Below are 15,565 nucleotides of genomic sequence, written 5' to 3'. Positions count from 1 at the left end.
TAACACTATGAATTTTAATTCACTGAAATTGAAGCAATTAATGGTAATGTTTTTGCTCCTCAATTTGATTTCACTTTCTACATCTTATGGTAAACAGATCAAAACAGTACCAATAGATCAGCACCTGAATATCAAAAACATAGAAGACCAAATTTCCTTTCTTCCCTTAGATGGAAAATACAAAATGGATGATATTCTGAGTCAGTACCATAATGACGATTTTATTGATTATTCCCAGCTTGAATTTCCTGAAGGAGAATCAACAATATGGTTTTCAGTGGTATTAGAAAATACAAGTAATCAATCGATGGAATTGTTTTTAGGAACAAGTCTTTTTGATTATTTAGAGATTTATGTCCCTACTGAAAAAGCATTAGATATTTTTAAGGGAGGAATATTAGAACTCAACACCAATAAAGAATATAAAAAGGGATGTTTTTCATTTGGAAAGATTGACCTGCCGGCCTCTTCTCAAAAGAGGATATTCATGAAAGGAACTTATGTAGATGGAAAGTATTTCCAATTTTCTGCTTTGCCATTTACTATTTATGCTTCAGAAAGTTTTCATGAGTTGCAAGATCCACAAGACATGTTCCATTATCTATTTATTGGAGCTATGCTGATCATGACTTTTTACAATCTATTTTTATTTATGATTGTAAAAGACAAAACTTACTTATTCTACGTAGGCTATAACATCACCATTACGGTATATTGCTTAGGATTATCAGGTTTTATAGTTGAAAAGGGGCTCTCATCTGCTGCATTACAAGAAGATCTGATCAATATTCCAGGAGCACTTGCCTTTATCTTTTATGTCTTTTTCTCTGAATCTTTCTTGAAATTCAAAACCCATTACCCTAAGATGAGTAAAGCGTTGAAGTATGCCCAGATTGGAATTGCCATTTCACTGTTGCTTTTTGTTTTAGGGTTTAGAAATATTTCTATTGCTTACAATTTCCTTGGAGCTGGCTTAGGGTATGCTTTAGTGATCATTACTGCCTACAGAATTTCAAAAATTTCAGTTTCAGGACGTTATTTCTTTATCGCAGGTTTATTTTATATAGTAGCTATTGGAATTTCAATTCTTCAAATGCTGGAAATCTTACCTCCTTATTTGTGGTTGTTTAGCTCTGCAAATATCACAGAAATGGGCGTGATTTGGGAGTTAGCTTTATTCTCATTAGGGCTTGGAGAAAGAATTAATGAAGCAAGAAAAGCAGTGTTGAGAAAAGAGGAAGAGAAGAAGGAATTGATAGAAGCTCAAAACAGGGAGCTGGAGCAAAAAGTACGTGACAGAACATTCAGATTAGAAGAAATGAACAGTGAATTGGCCACTACAAATGAAGAGCTGCACTGTACAATGGAAACTGTTTATGAGCAGAATCAGGTGATTGAAAAGAAGAATGAAAATATAACACAGAGTATTAATTACGCCAAAAGAATCCAATCGGCAATTATGCCTTCTGAAGATTATTTAAGCAAGTACCTAAGAGAACATTTTGTCTTTTTCAGACCTAAAGATATTGTTAGTGGTGATTTTTACTGGGCCACACACCTTGGAAATAAAGCTGAATTTTTTCTGGCTGTAGTAGATTGTACAGGACATGGTGTGCCAGGTGGTTTTATGTCAATGCTGGGGAGTGAATTATTAAGAGATGTCATTGAGCATAGAAAAATAACCGATCCGGGTGAAGTGCTCCAACATATGAATGAGGGAATAGAACAATCTCTGAAGCAGTCGGATTCTCAGAATAAAGATGGTATGGATATGTCATTGTTGAGGATTAATCTTAAAGAGCGAAAAATTCATTATGCAGGAGCCAAAAGGCCATTGGTGATTGTTAGAAAAAATGGTGAAGTAGAGGTGATAAGAGGAGCAAAACTTTCTATTGGAGGTATGACAAGAAAAGGCTCGGATGAATATGTCACTTCTGTTGTTGAAGCAGAATTTGGAGACAAGTTTTATATTTTCTCAGATGGATATCCTGATCAGATTGGAGGCCCAGATAAGAGAAAATTTATGAACAAAAGGTTTAGAGCACTTCTCAAAGATATTAGTCATTTGTCAATGCAGAAACAATCAAAAATTTTGGATGAAACATTAAAAGAGTGGACTTCAACATTCCGCTATGGTCAGATTGACGATATTGTAGTTATGGGATTTGAGATTTAATGCTGTTTTTTTTATAGAAAAAAATCGAAGGCCGAAACATTATTGCTGTGTTTCGGTCTTTTTATTTGGTAGAACTCTCAAGAAAATCAGTATATTAATGAAAACAAAAACACACTAAAAATGAACATCCAAGACATCAAAAACTTACCATCTCAAAAAGGCCGTATTGCCATTGTCACAGGAGCCAATATTGGTTTAGGATTGGAGACCTCTCGCCTTTTTGCATTGAAAGATATAAAAGTCATTTTGGCTTGTAGAAATATGCAAAAAGCAGAAAGTGCTATACAGGAAATTAAAAAGACTGCACCTGATGCAGATTTATTGGCCATGTCGTTGGACTTAAGTGATCTTCAATCGGTGAGGAGTTTTGCACAAGCCTATACTGAACAGTTTGACAGGTTAGACCTTTTGATCAATAATGCAGGTATTATGGTACCTCCATTTACAAAAACAAAAGACGGTTTTGAAAGCCAAATGGGCGTAAATTATTTTGCTCACTTTTTATTGACAGGGTTGTTGTTGCCTTTATTAGAAAAAACGCAAGGTTCAAGAGTTGTGGCACTCGGAAGTATGGCGCACAAAAATGGTAAAATGGATTTTGATAACTTAAATGCTGAAAAAGGGTATTCGAAAATGGGAGCATATAGCATGAGCAAGTTGTCTTGTATTATGTTTGCTTATGAACTTCAAAGACGTTTGACAGCACATAATTATCAAGTGAAATCTGTTGTGGCACACCCTGGAGGATCTATGACTAATTTGATGCAACACATTCCAGGTTTTATGGTCTTTTTGATGGAGAATTTATTTTCTGGTATGTTCAATACGGCTCAGATGGGAGCGTTGCCAACGGTTTATGCTGCTTTAGGAGAAGATATTGAAGGTGGAGATTATACTGGACCGGATGGTTTTAAGGAGATAAAAGGCAAAAATGCTATTAAAGTACCTTCCACAGATTATTCACACCGGGAAGATTTGAGCAAGTTATTATGGGATGCTTCAGAAAGATTGACACTCTTTAACTATTCGTTCTAATAAAATTTTATACTTTTGCAGTCCTTTTATCAGAATTGAAGGGAAATTGTTGATAACTTTTTGTGTTTGAAGATTTCACAGTCCTTGTTTTCAAAAAGTTATCAACGTGTGAGATTAAAAATAGTTTTTTAAGGTCGAAGTCGTTAAAAAACATAAGAGGTTTTCAACATTTTATTCACCATCAACATTGTTTGTGAATAAGTAATGAGTGAAAACCTCCTTTTTTATAAATACTTATTGATTTTGTGGATAAGTATTTATTTTTAGTTCAAGTTAGGCTGAGGAGTTAATCTTAAATAAGGTTTGACCTCAGTATATCCTTTAGGGAAAATTGCAGGAATGTCCTCTGTTTTTACAGCTGGCACAACTACACAATCATCACCATTCTCCCAATTGGCAGGTGTAGCCACTTTATGATAAGCTGTCAGTTGAAGCGAATCAATCACTCTAAGTAGCTCATCAAAGTTTCTGCCTGTAGATGCAGGATAAGTGATGATCAATTTTACTTTCTTGTCATTTCCAATCACAAATACAGAACGAACAGTCAGATTGCTGTCTGCATTAGGGTGAATCATATCATACAGTTCAGATACTTTTTTATCCTCATCTGCAATGATCGGGAAGTTTACCGTAGTGTTTTGTGTTTCATTGATGTCATTGATCCAACCTTTATGAGATTCAAGTCCATCTACACTAAGTGCCGCCACTTTTACATTCCTTTTGTCAAATTCGTCTTTGTACTTTGCTACTGTTCCAAGTTCTGTAGTACATACCGGAGTGTAGTCGGCAGGGTGAGAAAAAAGGATTCCCCATCCTTCGCCAAGCCATTCATGAAAATTGATTTCTCCTTCTGTTGTTTGAGCCGTAAAGTCAGGTGCAACATCACCCAATCGAATAGTTGCCATGATTATTAAATAGTTTATGGTGTATAAAGTGTACGCACGGACGCGTACTTAAATGCAAGTTTGAAATAGTTAAGACGCTTTGTTGAATACACTGTAAATTTTTTCATAAATGAATTCATCGTAATTAACGATAATCTGCGTTACAGTGTATTTGACCCTCACAATTTAAAATTTTAAATAAAAATAAAAAACGGATAGGGGTTTTCATTTTCTTTTTCCCTTCTAAGAGTGAATTAGGAAATATAAAAAAGATACTGTTATGAAACCTACAAGAAATTTAATCGCTTTAATTTGTTTTTCACTTTTTGTTTTTACAGCATTCACTCTTATTGAAAAACCTAATGTGGCAAAAAATATTCAAAATAACCATGAGTGGGATCAAGTTGAAGAAATTGTCATAGGGCGTTGGGTTACAAGTGCTTTTGAAGTACCGGCAATAAGCGACGATGTGAAGAGTTTGTATCCTTATATATCAGATAGTTCCTGGAAGTATATGGACAAGGCACAAGGGCATATGTTGTCAGAAGTATATCCACAAGATGATCAGGAGTATCATATGGAACAAGAAAATTTGGTGAAAGTAGTAGAATCATTGGGCGTAAAAGTAAGAAGACCTGATGAGTTGGAGGTGCATTCAATAGCTACTTCTCAACCTTACTCAAGAGACCCAATCATTACAATTGGGAACAAAATCATTATCTCAAATATGAATTTGGAGGCTCGTAGATTGGAAACAGCAAATTATAGAAGAATTGCATTGGATTTGGCCAAAAACTACAACGGTGAGGTAGTAAATATGCCAGCCAATAAACCCGGTTTGCATAAAGACAATGTTTATTTAGAAGGAGGTGATGTATTCGTTAATGGCAAAGAAATTTATGTAGGCCTCTCTGGCAATGCTTCTAATGAAGCAGGAATACAGTGGTTGCAACAAGAGCTGGGTGACGACTATAAAGTGTATGGAATCGAGTTACAGCATCATGTATTGCATTTAGATTGTGCTATGATGTTGTTGAATGATCATCAGGGAGTGATTTGTAAAGAAGACTTTGTAGATTTTGATGCTTTGCCGGCAGCATTGAAAAACTATGAGTGGGTGGAAGTAAAACCTGAAGAAGCCCAACGCATGGCAACAAACGGCATGGTGATCAATGATCATACTGTTATTGTATCGAATGCTTTTCCTGAAGTAAATGCTAAGATCAAAGCGTTAGGAATTGATGTTGTTGAAATTCCATTTAGAAAGGCAAATTACTTTGGTGGAGGTATTAGATGCAGTTATCAGCCCATTTACCGCCAATAATTATTCTGAGTTTATTATTAATGATGTATCAACGAGGTGTGATTTTCGCATCTCGTTTTTGTATTAAAGAACTTTTTTTTAATAAAACTAGAGTTTATGGAGTATTAAAATAGTATTATTCATTGATGAATCTTGTATGTAAACAATTGAAAATAAATGTGAATGACGAAAATATTGAAAAATAAAATGTGACTTATAGAATATTTTATATAATAAAATTAATGAAATTAGATAAAATTATCCTTATGATTTGCAGTAGAAATATCTTTCACGAACCTTTGTAGTGCAATAAAGAATTGCAAAGAAGAGAAAAACGTAAAACTCTATTCTTTTAAAATGATTTAACTTACTAGAAACATATTCTGAGCGAACTATTGTGATTTAAAATTCACATTTTTACAAAATTATTATTCCAGATCTCTATCTTTTTAGAAGGAAGGAATTACATGTACTTTTAAAATAAATAGATATAATTATTAATCATGTACAACCATTCATGATTGATGGTTAAGTAATTAAACTTAAAGCGTAAATTGTTGTAATTGAGTAGTTTATCATTTGATAATTACTTGATTTTAAATAAATTAAATCTAAAATGATAATTAAATAATTCAGATGAAATATTAAACTGTTGCTGTTGCCTTGGCTATGCTATTACCTAAATTAGGTGAAATGAAGAAGGGGCAATGATATTTATATCCCCCTTCTATCACCTTTTTAAAGCAGACTAAAAAATATGAATTACAAAAATTAATTATATACTCTATAATCGCTTCAAACATTACTAGGCGAAAACCCAAAATAAGCTACTATTTCTCAAAAAGTAAATGTTTTACACATCCGATACCTTGTAGGTTAAGTTTGTGTTATTTTAAGAAGTAGAACGATTTTATAATGTTATTGAAATACCAACGAATAGTTTTGATGAAAATTGGATTCCTGCCGGATTCAAAAGATTAAGTTCAATCCCATTGATGAAAACTTATTCTATGGTAATATTATAAGACTTCGTGCTTATTTGCTTTTATAATTGTAATTACGAAGGCACACTCTAATGATCGGAGTGTGCCTTTTACTTTTTGCAATAATTTAATTGTAATGTCAGAACGTTCCAGCTGTGAAAAAGTCTTTATTTACGGTAGACATACTTTTTCATTTCATTCTTAACATCACAGGTGTAAAGAATAAAAAGTTAGTCGGTATATATATATTCTCAATAAATTCTTCTGTCTAAAGTTAAAATAAATAGTAGTGATTCAAAAAAGGAGTGAAGTTTTAATCTAAGAATTGCCAAAAGCAGAAAAAGTAGATAGCCATCTTAATAATTTGAATTAAAAAGATATAATACGTTTGAAGAAATAATGAGTAATACATCTTTTTACTCTACTTTTGTGATTATTTTTGCGGTCCTAGTCAATTTTTAATAAAAACATTGTTAGATATTTACTAAGGATTTAAGAGTTATAAGAATTAGAAGTAACTTTGTCATATGGACAAGATGGAAAATATTCGCAACTTTTCGATTATTGCTCACATTGACCACGGAAAGAGTACGCTAGCAGACCGTCTGTTAGAATCTACTCAGACTGTAGCTCAGCGTGACATGCAAAGTCAGTTGCTAGACAATATGGATTTAGAGCGTGAACGTGGTATTACGATCAAGTCGCACGCTATTCAGATGAACTACCTCCAAGATGGAGAGGAGTATGTATTGAACTTGATTGATACTCCGGGTCACGTGGATTTCTCTTATGAGGTATCAAGATCAATTGCCGCTTGTGAAGGGGCATTATTGATTGTAGATGCATCACAAGGTATTGAGGCACAAACCATCTCCAATTTATATTTGGCAATGGAGCACGATTTGGAAATCATTCCTGTAATGAACAAAATCGACCTTCCACACGCAAATCCAGAAGTAGTAGCGGATCAGATCATGGACCTTTTAGGTTGTGAAAGAGAAGACATCGTTGAAGCCTCTGGTAAAACAGGTTTAGGTGTAGATAAGATTCTTGAAGCGATTGTAGACAGAATTCCTGCTCCAGAAGGAGATCCAAAGGAGCCACTACAAGCGTTGATCTTTGACTCTGTATATAATTCATTCCGTGGAGTAGAAGTATACTACAGAATTTTGAATGGTACGCTTAATAAAGGTGACCTCGTAAAATTCGTCAACACTGGAAAAGAATATAAAGCAGATGAAATTGGTGTTTTAAAGTTAGACCAAGAGTCTAGAAAGTCAATTTCTGCTGGTAACGTAGGTTATATTATCTCAGGTATCAAGGAAGCGAAGGAAGTAAAAGTAGGTGATACGATTACTTTAACGGAACGTCCTTGTGAAGAAGCGATCCAAGGTTTCGAAGATGTGAAGCCAATGGTATTCGCGGGTATTTATCCTGTTGATACAACAGAGTATGAAGATCTTCGTGCTTCTTTGGAGAAATTACAATTGAACGATGCCTCTTTAGTATGGGAACCTGAAACATCTGTAGCCTTAGGTTTCGGTTTTAGATGTGGTTTCTTAGGGATGCTTCACTTGGAAATTGTACAGGAACGTTTGGAAAGAGAATTCAACATGACAGTAATTACTACTGCTCCTTCCGTACAATACCATGCATTTATGAATAATGCAGAAAAGGAACAAGTAATTATCAATGCTCCTTCAGATATGCCTGACCCTAGTAAGTTAGATCATATTGAAGAACCATATATTAAAGCTAATATCATCTCTAAAGCTGAATACGTAGGACCAATCATGTCATTATGTATGGAGAAAAGAGGTGAGTTGAAAAATCAGGTTTACTTAACGACAGATAGAGTAGAGTTGATTTTTGAAATTCCTTTATCAGAGATCGTATTTGACTTCTTCGATAAGTTGAAAACTATCTCTAGAGGTTACGCTTCATTGGATTATGAATTGATTGGATTTAGAGCTTCAAAGTTAGTAAAACTAGATATTCTATTGAACAATGATCCTGTGGATGCCTTCTCTGCAATTGTACACAGAGATGGTGCCTATGATAGAGGTAAGAAGATTTGTGAAAAGCTTCGTGAAGTAATTAATCGTCAGCAGTTCGAAATTCCAATTCAAGCAGCAATTGGTACTAAGATTATTGCTAGAGAAACGATCAAAGCCCTTCGTAAAAACGTAATCGCGAAGTGTTATGGTGGTGATATTTCGCGTAAGCGTAAACTATTAGAAAAGCAGAAGAAAGGTAAGAAACGTATGCGTCAATTGGGTAACGTAGAAGTGACTCAAGAAGCATTCATGTCAGTATTGAAAGTTGACTAGTCTTACTTTAGAGATATAAAAAAGGTTGTCCTTGTAATGAGGGCAACCTTTTTTTTGAATGAAGAATTAAGAATGTAGAATGAAGAGGTGGTTCGTAGGATGGTTTTGAGCCTCTTCATTCTTCATTCTTAACTCTAAATTTCTATGCTTTGGGAAATGAGATGCCGTACTGAACTTTCACTCTTTCAAGCAACCACTTTCTTGCATTTACATCTTCATTTCCTCCAATCAGCAAAAAGTAAAGCCAATCTTCGGTTTGCAAATGACAGAAGCGGTACGTTCTGCACATCAGTTTGGTTTCATAATTATTGATGTGGTAATGTACTGACATGTACAATACTCCTTTCACTTCATCAATGCCATCATGAATCAAGCTGAATTCTATCTTATCAATTTTCACTTCTCTATTTCCGCTATCTTCTTTAGAAATAAAGTCAACTACTTTCATAATTAGGTTGTATGGGTTTCACTAGGTCCTTACTTAATTTACTGAAATATTTGCGGATACCCATAGAAATTTTGAAATGAAATTTTAGAATTGAACCTCAAAAAGAAAGGATAGGAACTTTAGAAGTTACTATCCTTGTATCATTCTCTTTAGGAGTATTTTTTTATTAAAAATCTTTTGGTGCGGTGAAAATAACTTCTGCACTATCCTGCCCAATTGGTATGACAGATATAGTATTAGGAACCGCATATTTAGGATCTTTTGATTTAGGGTTTTCCTGAACGACTAAATTGCCAATTATGCCTGGAATCACCGTTGACTCATCAGTATTGCTTAAATATAATAATGCTAGTCCCGATTGATGAGATACTTGCATCGTGCCAGAGTCTAGCCCAGCTATATTAGCTTCTTCCCAATTATAAATCAATGTTACTTCTCTTGGTGGAAATTTATCTACATCATCTACACATGATGATAGAATAAGTCCAGTAAGTATAACGAATAGGAAATTTAATTTAGAATTCATATCCATTTTGTTCATTTAGTTTATTTCTGTGACCAACTGTTTCTAGTAAGCTTATGACCTTCAAAAGGTTTAGAGGTAAAAGCTGTTGTTCACTTATTTTTGCTTTCTGATAAAATGACCTAACATTAAGACAATTTATCTTTAGAGGGAAACGATAAAAAGTTATAAGAAGTTTACAAATCAACATTATTTAAGACTTTGTGAATGAAATAAATTACATTTGCAGGATGGAACAAATGAGTATTACAGAAAGTAGAGCAACCAAGATTGTTGTACGAATAATCGTTATCAGTTCCATTGTGCGTGCGTTTATTGGTGGCACAATGGAGTTCAGTAATGATGAGGTTTATTATTGGACATATGCTTTATATCCTGAACTAAGTCACTTCGACCATCCTCCAATGGTGGGGTGGGTAATTCAGCTATTCACGTTAAACCTAAAACTGCCTTACGAGCTATTTATGCGTTTGGGAGGAGTTGTTTTTGCTGGAATAAACACATTCCTTGCTTATAGGATTGCATCAAAACTAAAAGACAGCATAGCCGGTATTTATGCGGCATTTTTATATACATCTTCTATTTACGCTTCCATTTTATCAGGTATTTTTATTATTCCTGATACACCTCAGACTCTTTTCTGGATGCTGAGTATTTATTTCCTATTGGAATCACTTCCGGTAGAGAAAATTGATGGAAAGGCAAGGAGAAACCTTTTACTTGCTGGCTTGATGATTGGTATGGCAGGCTTGTCAAAATATCATGGAGCTTTTATTGGTTTAGGAGTAGCCTTGTATGTATTGGTCTGTGACAGAAGGTGGTTTGCAGATTGGAGTTTGTGGGGAGCAGGAGCAATTGCGGTTTTGTGTTTATTCCCTGTACTCTATTGGAATTATGCCAATGATTTTATCAGTTTTACCTTCCATTCAGATCGTGTAACTCCTACATTGGAAATACGGTTAGATTATTTTCTAAGAGAGTTTGGTGGTCAAATCGCTTATAATAATCCATGGAACTGGTATTTGATTGTAGCAGCAATTGTGGGCATTGCCAAAGGTAAAAAAGTGATGGACAAAAAGTCATTACAAGTTCTTTTGTTCAATGGTTTACCTTTAATTATTGTTTTTACTTCTTTTGCCATTTTCAGAGAAACGTTGCCACACTGGTCTGGTCCAGGATATTTCCCTTTGATCATTATTGCTGCAGTATATTGGAGAGTGGTATTGATTGATTCTAAAGCTAGAAACGCTTGGAGACTTTGGAAGCCCAAAAGAATTGTTGGCTCTACTACTTTTCTGACAGTGGTACTAGCACTTGCTTATTGGTTGATTAATTTCAGTCCCATCAATTTAGGAAAAACCAATTTAGGTGATCCTCAAAATTTTGGAGAGTGGGATTTTACGCAGGACATGTATGGTTGGAGACAGATCAACAAAAAGTTGAAACCCATTATTGAAAAAGATGTACAAGAAGGTAATATGAAGCCCAATGCCAAGTTTGTAGCATATGAATGGTTCCCGGGCACTCACGTTGATTTTTATATTGCGTACCCTAACAATCATAAATTAATTATGATGGGAAATTGGGATCAGATTCATAAATATGCTTGGATCAACCAAGATAGAGGTGGTTTGGAAAAAGGAGAGGATGTTTACTTCGTTAATGTGACCAATTGGGGCAGAGATGTGAATCGTCAGTTCTCAAATTACTTCGAGTCAATTGAAGAAGTGGATAGGGTTGAAGTAACAAGAGCAGGAAAGTTGATGAGGTATGCTTACTTGTACCGTTTGAAAGGGTATAAAGACAATTATCCTTTTCCTGATCCTTTTGAAAAAACGCATAAACTGAATTAATATGGAACCATTTGGTTGGGAAAGAGAGTTATTTCTCTATTTGAATAGTCATCATAATGAGCTTTCAGATACATTTTTCTGGTGGTTGACCACTGCTGTCAATTCATGGCCTTTGTATTTATTTCTTGTCTCATTTTCAGTTTGGAAATTTGGGTGGAGGCAGACTCTATTTTGGCTAGTGGGTTTAGGAATAGCCATAGGGTTGGCAGATGTTATTGCCTCGCAAATATTCAAGCCTTTAGTAAACAGGCCAAGACCATCACATGATCCTGTCATCAAAGACATGGTTCATACATTACATGGCTATAGAGGTGGTCCTTTAGGGTTTGTGTCTTCACATGCTTCTACTTCAATGGCCATTGCATTATTCTTTTTCTTGGAGTGGCATAAACAATTGAAGTGGTCTTGGCTTTTATTTATATGGACAGCTTTATATTCCTACAGTAGAATTGCGGTAGGAGTACATTTTGTTGGAGATATTTTAGGTGGATGGTTAGTAGGTATTTTAGCGGTCTATCTTGCCAGAGAAATCATTTACAGGATACAAAAGAAGTATCAATTTCCTTTAGAGCAAAAGACAAATGATCTAAAAGAATAAAAATAAAATTTTACTTCCTATGCTAAACCGATGCGCAAAGACGTATCGGTTTTTTTCGTTTTATGGCCCTTTTTAGGCTTGAAATAGCATTTTGTAGTGAAAATGTAGTAATAATTTTGAATTAATGTGACTGGCTTTCGTGTGATAAAATCAGTTGAGAATGTCATCTTTGAATTGACGATAGAATTAAAAAGCAGTGTGTTACTGAACTAATAAATGAAATAGCCAAAGGCGAACCTTTTTCAAAAAGGTGAATAGATGAACAGACAAGTGATTCACTAACAACAACAAATTTCTTTGTTACATAAAAATAGGTCAGAGTAGTTCTCTGGCCTTTTTTAATGCTTAAAATGGAGTGAATATATCATAAGAAACATTATGAATAATCTGTCTTACTGCTTGTTCATCTTCCCTGTAAATCATGGAAATTGAACTAGGGTAGCTTTCTTCATTAAAAACTGTTCTATAGTCAATCGTGGCATTATTACTTCCTTCCTTCAGTCCTAAGTTGACTTTTGTATTAGAAGTAGTCAAAAATTTAGTCAATAAAAATTCATCAATTTCATCTAAAAGGAATAAAGTATTGACAGGTAAAACGGACGAAAATAAAGCGTTTCCAAATGGACTGTAAGAAAAGTTAGTGATAAACTTTGGTGTGCCGTTGGAGATATCCTGACTGTTGTCGAAAGTTCTTTTTACAGAGAGTTCACCGGATTCATAAGTGAAGTAACTGATCTGTTTTTTCTCAAAATTTTCAACACTATATACTAATTGATTACTGTGTAGTATTGCTTCAGCATAAGGTACATTGTCTTTGAGGACTGTAATTTTAGAAGCATCACTAGAGAATGTATAGACTTTTTGAACGATATCATTCTTTTTGACTTCAATTTCATTAAGACTGCTGTCGTTTCCATAACTGAATTCGAGAACATAAATTTCTTCATTGGTCAATAAATTGTAGATAGAAGAAAGTTGATCATCTTCATAAAGAAATGTCAGTGTTTGAGGGTCTTCAGGCTCAGGTTCAATGAGATTGTACAAAAAGCTTACTTCAGAAGGAATAAGCGTTTCTTGAATGTCCATTTCTGGAGTATTCTCCTCATCAATAAGTGTACATGAAAAGGTCAATAATGTAAAGAAGGCAAAGATGAAATATTTATACAGTGTGCATGTCTTCATAGATATCGAGTTCTTTGAGTATTAGTCCACCAGCAGTCAAACTGATGATGGGTGAAAAAATTCCGCCTATTATGGGGACAAGTGACAGCAGACTTCCGCCAAAACCAATACTAATTGGAATGGATTTATTTTGTGTGATAAAGTGTTTACTGTCTTTTACCTTTACATTCCAGTTTTCAAAATAGTTGTCCACAATGTCAAAACCAGTATAATAACTATTGATTACTAAACTTATAAATAGAAAAACTGGCCCCACAAATGGAATAAATGTGAAAGGCAACAGGAGTAGTGTAAAGAAAATACTTTTCAGTGCATTGGGCAGAATAATTGACCAAGCCATTTGAAATAATCGACCTAAATCAAAATTACTTTCAGCGTTGCGGTCAAATAAAATTATGTTGATTTTCTCTGTATAACGGTCCAGTATAGGGAAGCTAAGCAGGTTGACCAATGGTCCAAAAAGCAATAAACTGGTGATGAGTACCGGTATTTCAATAAAAATAAAAAGTACCCAATACAAAGAAGTTTCAGAGCTTTTAGTATCAATAAAAGGAATAGCTTCTACCATCGAATGAAAGTTGTCGGTGGTCTGCACCCATTCCATAATATGATGACTTGTATATAATCCTCCTCCCAATAAAACTACGGAGAGAATAAATCCAAAAAGGCTAATAAACCAGAAATATTGCATCAAATTGTTCTTTCTGATAAAGTTGAAAGCCTTCAAGTACTGTTGAAAACCCGTTTTATAAATTCGGAAGGAGGAGTATTTTTTCATTTTTATAGCTCTTTAAAAATAAGTTCGTCTACGTCTTCAAGCTTTTCTTTTACTTGCTCAAAAAGACTGTCTCTTACTAAAAATTCAATATGGCATAATTCATCGAAACTTTGATTACCAAAGTCCAATTCATAATTCTTTGCCACCTTCATCACATCATTCATTTGAGGGTAAGCAAATGTGATTTTAATCTGTCTTTGTACAAACAGCTCTTCAATCTCACCATTTTCAAGAGCGTCTGCCGCTGAAGTTTTGTAGGCATGAATAAGGCCCGGAACTCCAAGTTTTGTGCCTCCAAAATAACGAATCACTACAATTAGTGTGTCCGTAACGTTGAAAGATCTTAGTTGTCCTAAAATAGGAAGACCTGCTGATCCACTTGGCTCACCATCATCATTGGCTCTCGTTTTACTTTTATCCGCACCAATAATATAAGCATAGCACCAGTGTCTAGCATCATAATATTCCTTTCTGTATCCTTTCACAATTGCCTTCGCTTCTTCTTCTGTAGTAACATGATGGGCCAAGGCAATAAACTTACTTCCTTTCTCTTTGTAGATACCTTCGCTGGTACCTTTTAGGGTTAAATAGGCGTCTTCCATTTATTCTGAAAAATGATCTAACACGTAATCAATTGCGGTTTGCATATTTTCTGATAAAGTCTCCTCTGTCCAAGGATGTTTTGTATTAAAAGTATGCGATGCCCCTTCAATTGTTTTACAAGTAGATGCAGGGTTTAATTGATGTAAAAAGTCCATAGCTTTGATAGGTACCGTTTCATCCGCATCACCATGAATATGAAGAATAGGTTGTGTGACTGTCGGTAACACTTTCATCATCGACAAGCGGTCTTCATGAGCATAATAATCCTCCACGGCTTGGAAGTATAATGGCAGTTCTTCATTTGTTCTACCATTGACTACATGAATCACTCCTTCCTTTTTCCAGTGCTCTACTGTCTCTTCAGAGAAAGTATTGACCTGAGGAATAGAAGCTAGAGTCGCCACTTTTTTGATACGCTCATCTTCAGCAGTTTTTAGCAGTACCACACCACCGCCACGACTATGTCCCAAAAGATAAAGTTTTGATAAATCAATAGTTCCAATAGGGCATTCATCACTATGCAACCAATCAATCAACACTCCTAAATCATCCAACTCTTTGCTAAAGTTATTATTACCAAAAGCTTCATGATCCGTTACTTCAAAAGGATAATCAACTGTAGTGCCATCAGAACTGAAGTTCAATTTGACACAGCAATAGCCTTTATTCGCAAATTGATCAGCGATAACATTAAAAGCGCCCCAATCTTTAAATCCTTTGAAACCATGAACCAAAATTACAGTTGGCTTTTTCGTATGATTAGCAATCCATCTTGCGTCCGCCACAAAACGTTTGTTGTTATGCTTAGAGGTGAGTACAAATTCTATCTTTTTCATATTCAAAAATAGGAAAATCTTAATGGGGATAAA

The 15,565-nt window shown here is 34.7% G+C and carries 13 protein-coding genes; 6 read left to right on the top strand and 7 right to left on the bottom strand.

The window, feature by feature from the left end; genetic code table 11:
- Positions 1-7 precede the first annotated feature (7 nt).
- Together AVL50_RS16275 and AVL50_RS16270 are read left to right on the top strand one after the other, a co-directional pair.
- Positions 8-2,176, top strand: coding sequence for a 7TM diverse intracellular signaling domain-containing protein (locus AVL50_RS16275; RefSeq protein WP_082795861.1), 2,169 nt, complete (start codon positions 8-10; stop codon positions 2,174-2,176).
- Between the two features lie 120 nt (positions 2,177-2,296).
- On the top strand, positions 2,297-3,211 hold the full coding sequence (locus AVL50_RS16270) for an oxidoreductase (protein WP_062617561.1): 915 nt from the start codon (positions 2,297-2,299) through the stop codon (positions 3,209-3,211).
- Positions 3,212-3,474: 263 nt separating this feature from the next.
- On the opposite strand, the gene AVL50_RS16265 is transcribed toward AVL50_RS16270, so the two are convergent.
- On the bottom strand, positions 3,475-4,116 hold the full coding sequence (locus tag AVL50_RS16265; RefSeq protein ID WP_062617560.1) for a peroxiredoxin: 642 nt from the start codon (positions 4,114-4,116) through the stop codon (positions 3,475-3,477).
- A gap of 259 nt (positions 4,117-4,375) precedes the next feature.
- On the opposite strand from AVL50_RS16265, the gene AVL50_RS16260 reads away from it, so the two are divergent.
- Complete coding sequence (locus tag AVL50_RS16260; RefSeq protein ID WP_062617559.1) at positions 4,376-5,419, top strand: dimethylarginine dimethylaminohydrolase family protein; 1,044 nt, start codon at positions 4,376-4,378, stop codon at positions 5,417-5,419.
- Between the two features lie 1,498 nt (positions 5,420-6,917).
- Positions 6,918-8,711 carry a translation elongation factor 4 gene (gene lepA / locus AVL50_RS16255; protein ID WP_062617662.1) on the top strand — a complete coding sequence of 598 codons (1,794 nt, stop codon included), beginning with the start codon at positions 6,918-6,920 and terminating at the stop codon, positions 8,709-8,711.
- A 142-nt stretch (positions 8,712-8,853) separates the two neighbouring features.
- Here lepA and AVL50_RS16250 read toward each other — a convergent pair whose 3' ends face one another.
- Both AVL50_RS16250 and AVL50_RS16245 read right to left on the bottom strand, forming a co-directional pair.
- Positions 8,854-9,159 (bottom strand): hypothetical protein, encoded by a 306-nt coding sequence (locus tag AVL50_RS16250; RefSeq protein WP_062617558.1) that lies wholly within the window; start codon positions 9,157-9,159, stop codon positions 8,854-8,856.
- Positions 9,160-9,325: 166 nt separating this feature from the next.
- Positions 9,326-9,685, bottom strand: a complete 360-nt coding sequence (locus tag AVL50_RS16245; protein ID WP_157491365.1) for a hypothetical protein — start codon at positions 9,683-9,685, stop codon at positions 9,326-9,328.
- 236 nt (positions 9,686-9,921) lie between these two features.
- Between AVL50_RS16245 and AVL50_RS16240 the strand changes: the two genes are divergently transcribed.
- Positions 9,922-11,535 carry a glycosyltransferase family 39 protein gene (locus tag AVL50_RS16240; RefSeq protein ID WP_172826854.1) on the top strand — a complete coding sequence of 538 codons (1,614 nt, stop codon included), beginning with the start codon at positions 9,922-9,924 and terminating at the stop codon, positions 11,533-11,535.
- A gap of 1 nt (position 11,536) precedes the next feature.
- Entirely contained in the window at positions 11,537-12,133 is a 597-nt protein-coding gene (locus AVL50_RS16235; protein WP_062617555.1) for a phosphatase PAP2 family protein, read from the top strand.
- A 345-nt stretch (positions 12,134-12,478) separates the two neighbouring features.
- Here AVL50_RS16235 and AVL50_RS16230 read toward each other — a convergent pair whose 3' ends face one another.
- Genes AVL50_RS16230 through AVL50_RS16215 form a run of 4 tightly spaced genes read right to left on the bottom strand, consistent with a single transcriptional unit; the run spans position 12,479 to position 15,532 of the window.
- Positions 12,479-13,315, bottom strand: a complete 837-nt coding sequence (locus AVL50_RS16230) for a hypothetical protein (protein WP_062617554.1) — start codon at positions 13,313-13,315, stop codon at positions 12,479-12,481.
- Entirely contained in the window at positions 13,293-14,093 is an 801-nt protein-coding gene (locus AVL50_RS16225; RefSeq protein ID WP_062617553.1) for an EI24 domain-containing protein, read from the bottom strand. The genes AVL50_RS16230 and AVL50_RS16225 overlap by 23 nt, the downstream gene beginning before the upstream one ends.
- Positions 14,094-14,095: 2 nt before the next feature.
- The gene (locus AVL50_RS16220) at positions 14,096-14,695 is read right to left on the bottom strand and encodes a YigZ family protein (RefSeq protein ID WP_062617552.1); all 600 of its coding nucleotides are present in this window, start codon (positions 14,693-14,695) and stop codon (positions 14,096-14,098) included.
- Entirely contained in the window at positions 14,696-15,532 is an 837-nt protein-coding gene (locus AVL50_RS16215; protein WP_062617551.1) for a S9 family peptidase, read from the bottom strand.
- Positions 15,533-15,565 lie beyond the last annotated feature (33 nt).

Source organism: Flammeovirga sp. SJP92 (assembly GCF_001583495.1).
In the GTDB taxonomy this organism is placed as follows: Bacteria; Bacteroidota; Bacteroidia; order Cytophagales; family Flammeovirgaceae; genus Flammeovirga.
Note: the sequence above shows the minus strand (reverse complement) of the source record. Positions and strands in the feature narration are given on the sequence as shown.

Excerpts from the sequence above, each read along its gene's own strand:
- AVL50_RS16230 (WP_062617554.1), bottom strand. The coding sequence starts at position 13,315 with ATGAAGACATGCACACTGTATAAATATTTCATCTTTGCCTTCTTTACA.
- AVL50_RS16245 (WP_157491365.1), bottom strand. The coding sequence starts at position 9,685 with ATGAATTCTAAATTAAATTTCCTATTCGTTATACTTACTGGACTTATT.
- AVL50_RS16225 (WP_062617553.1), bottom strand. The coding sequence starts at position 14,093 with ATGAAAAAATACTCCTCCTTCCGAATTTATAAAACGGGTTTTCAACAG.
- AVL50_RS16265 (WP_062617560.1), bottom strand. The coding sequence starts at position 4,116 with ATGGCAACTATTCGATTGGGTGATGTTGCACCTGACTTTACGGCTCAA.
- AVL50_RS16260 (WP_062617559.1), top strand. The coding sequence starts at position 4,376 with ATGAAACCTACAAGAAATTTAATCGCTTTAATTTGTTTTTCACTTTTT.
- AVL50_RS16270 (WP_062617561.1), top strand. The coding sequence starts at position 2,297 with ATGAACATCCAAGACATCAAAAACTTACCATCTCAAAAAGGCCGTATT.
- AVL50_RS16220 (WP_062617552.1), bottom strand. The coding sequence starts at position 14,695 with ATGGAAGACGCCTATTTAACCCTAAAAGGTACCAGCGAAGGTATCTAC.
- AVL50_RS16215 (WP_062617551.1), bottom strand. The coding sequence starts at position 15,532 with ATGAAAAAGATAGAATTTGTACTCACCTCTAAGCATAACAACAAACGT.
- AVL50_RS16240 (WP_172826854.1), top strand. The coding sequence starts at position 9,922 with ATGAGTATTACAGAAAGTAGAGCAACCAAGATTGTTGTACGAATAATC.
- lepA (WP_062617662.1), top strand. The coding sequence starts at position 6,918 with ATGGAAAATATTCGCAACTTTTCGATTATTGCTCACATTGACCACGGA.
- AVL50_RS16235 (WP_062617555.1), top strand. The coding sequence starts at position 11,537 with ATGGAACCATTTGGTTGGGAAAGAGAGTTATTTCTCTATTTGAATAGT.
- AVL50_RS16250 (WP_062617558.1), bottom strand. The coding sequence starts at position 9,159 with ATGAAAGTAGTTGACTTTATTTCTAAAGAAGATAGCGGAAATAGAGAA.
- AVL50_RS16275 (WP_082795861.1), top strand. The coding sequence starts at position 8 with ATGAATTTTAATTCACTGAAATTGAAGCAATTAATGGTAATGTTTTTG.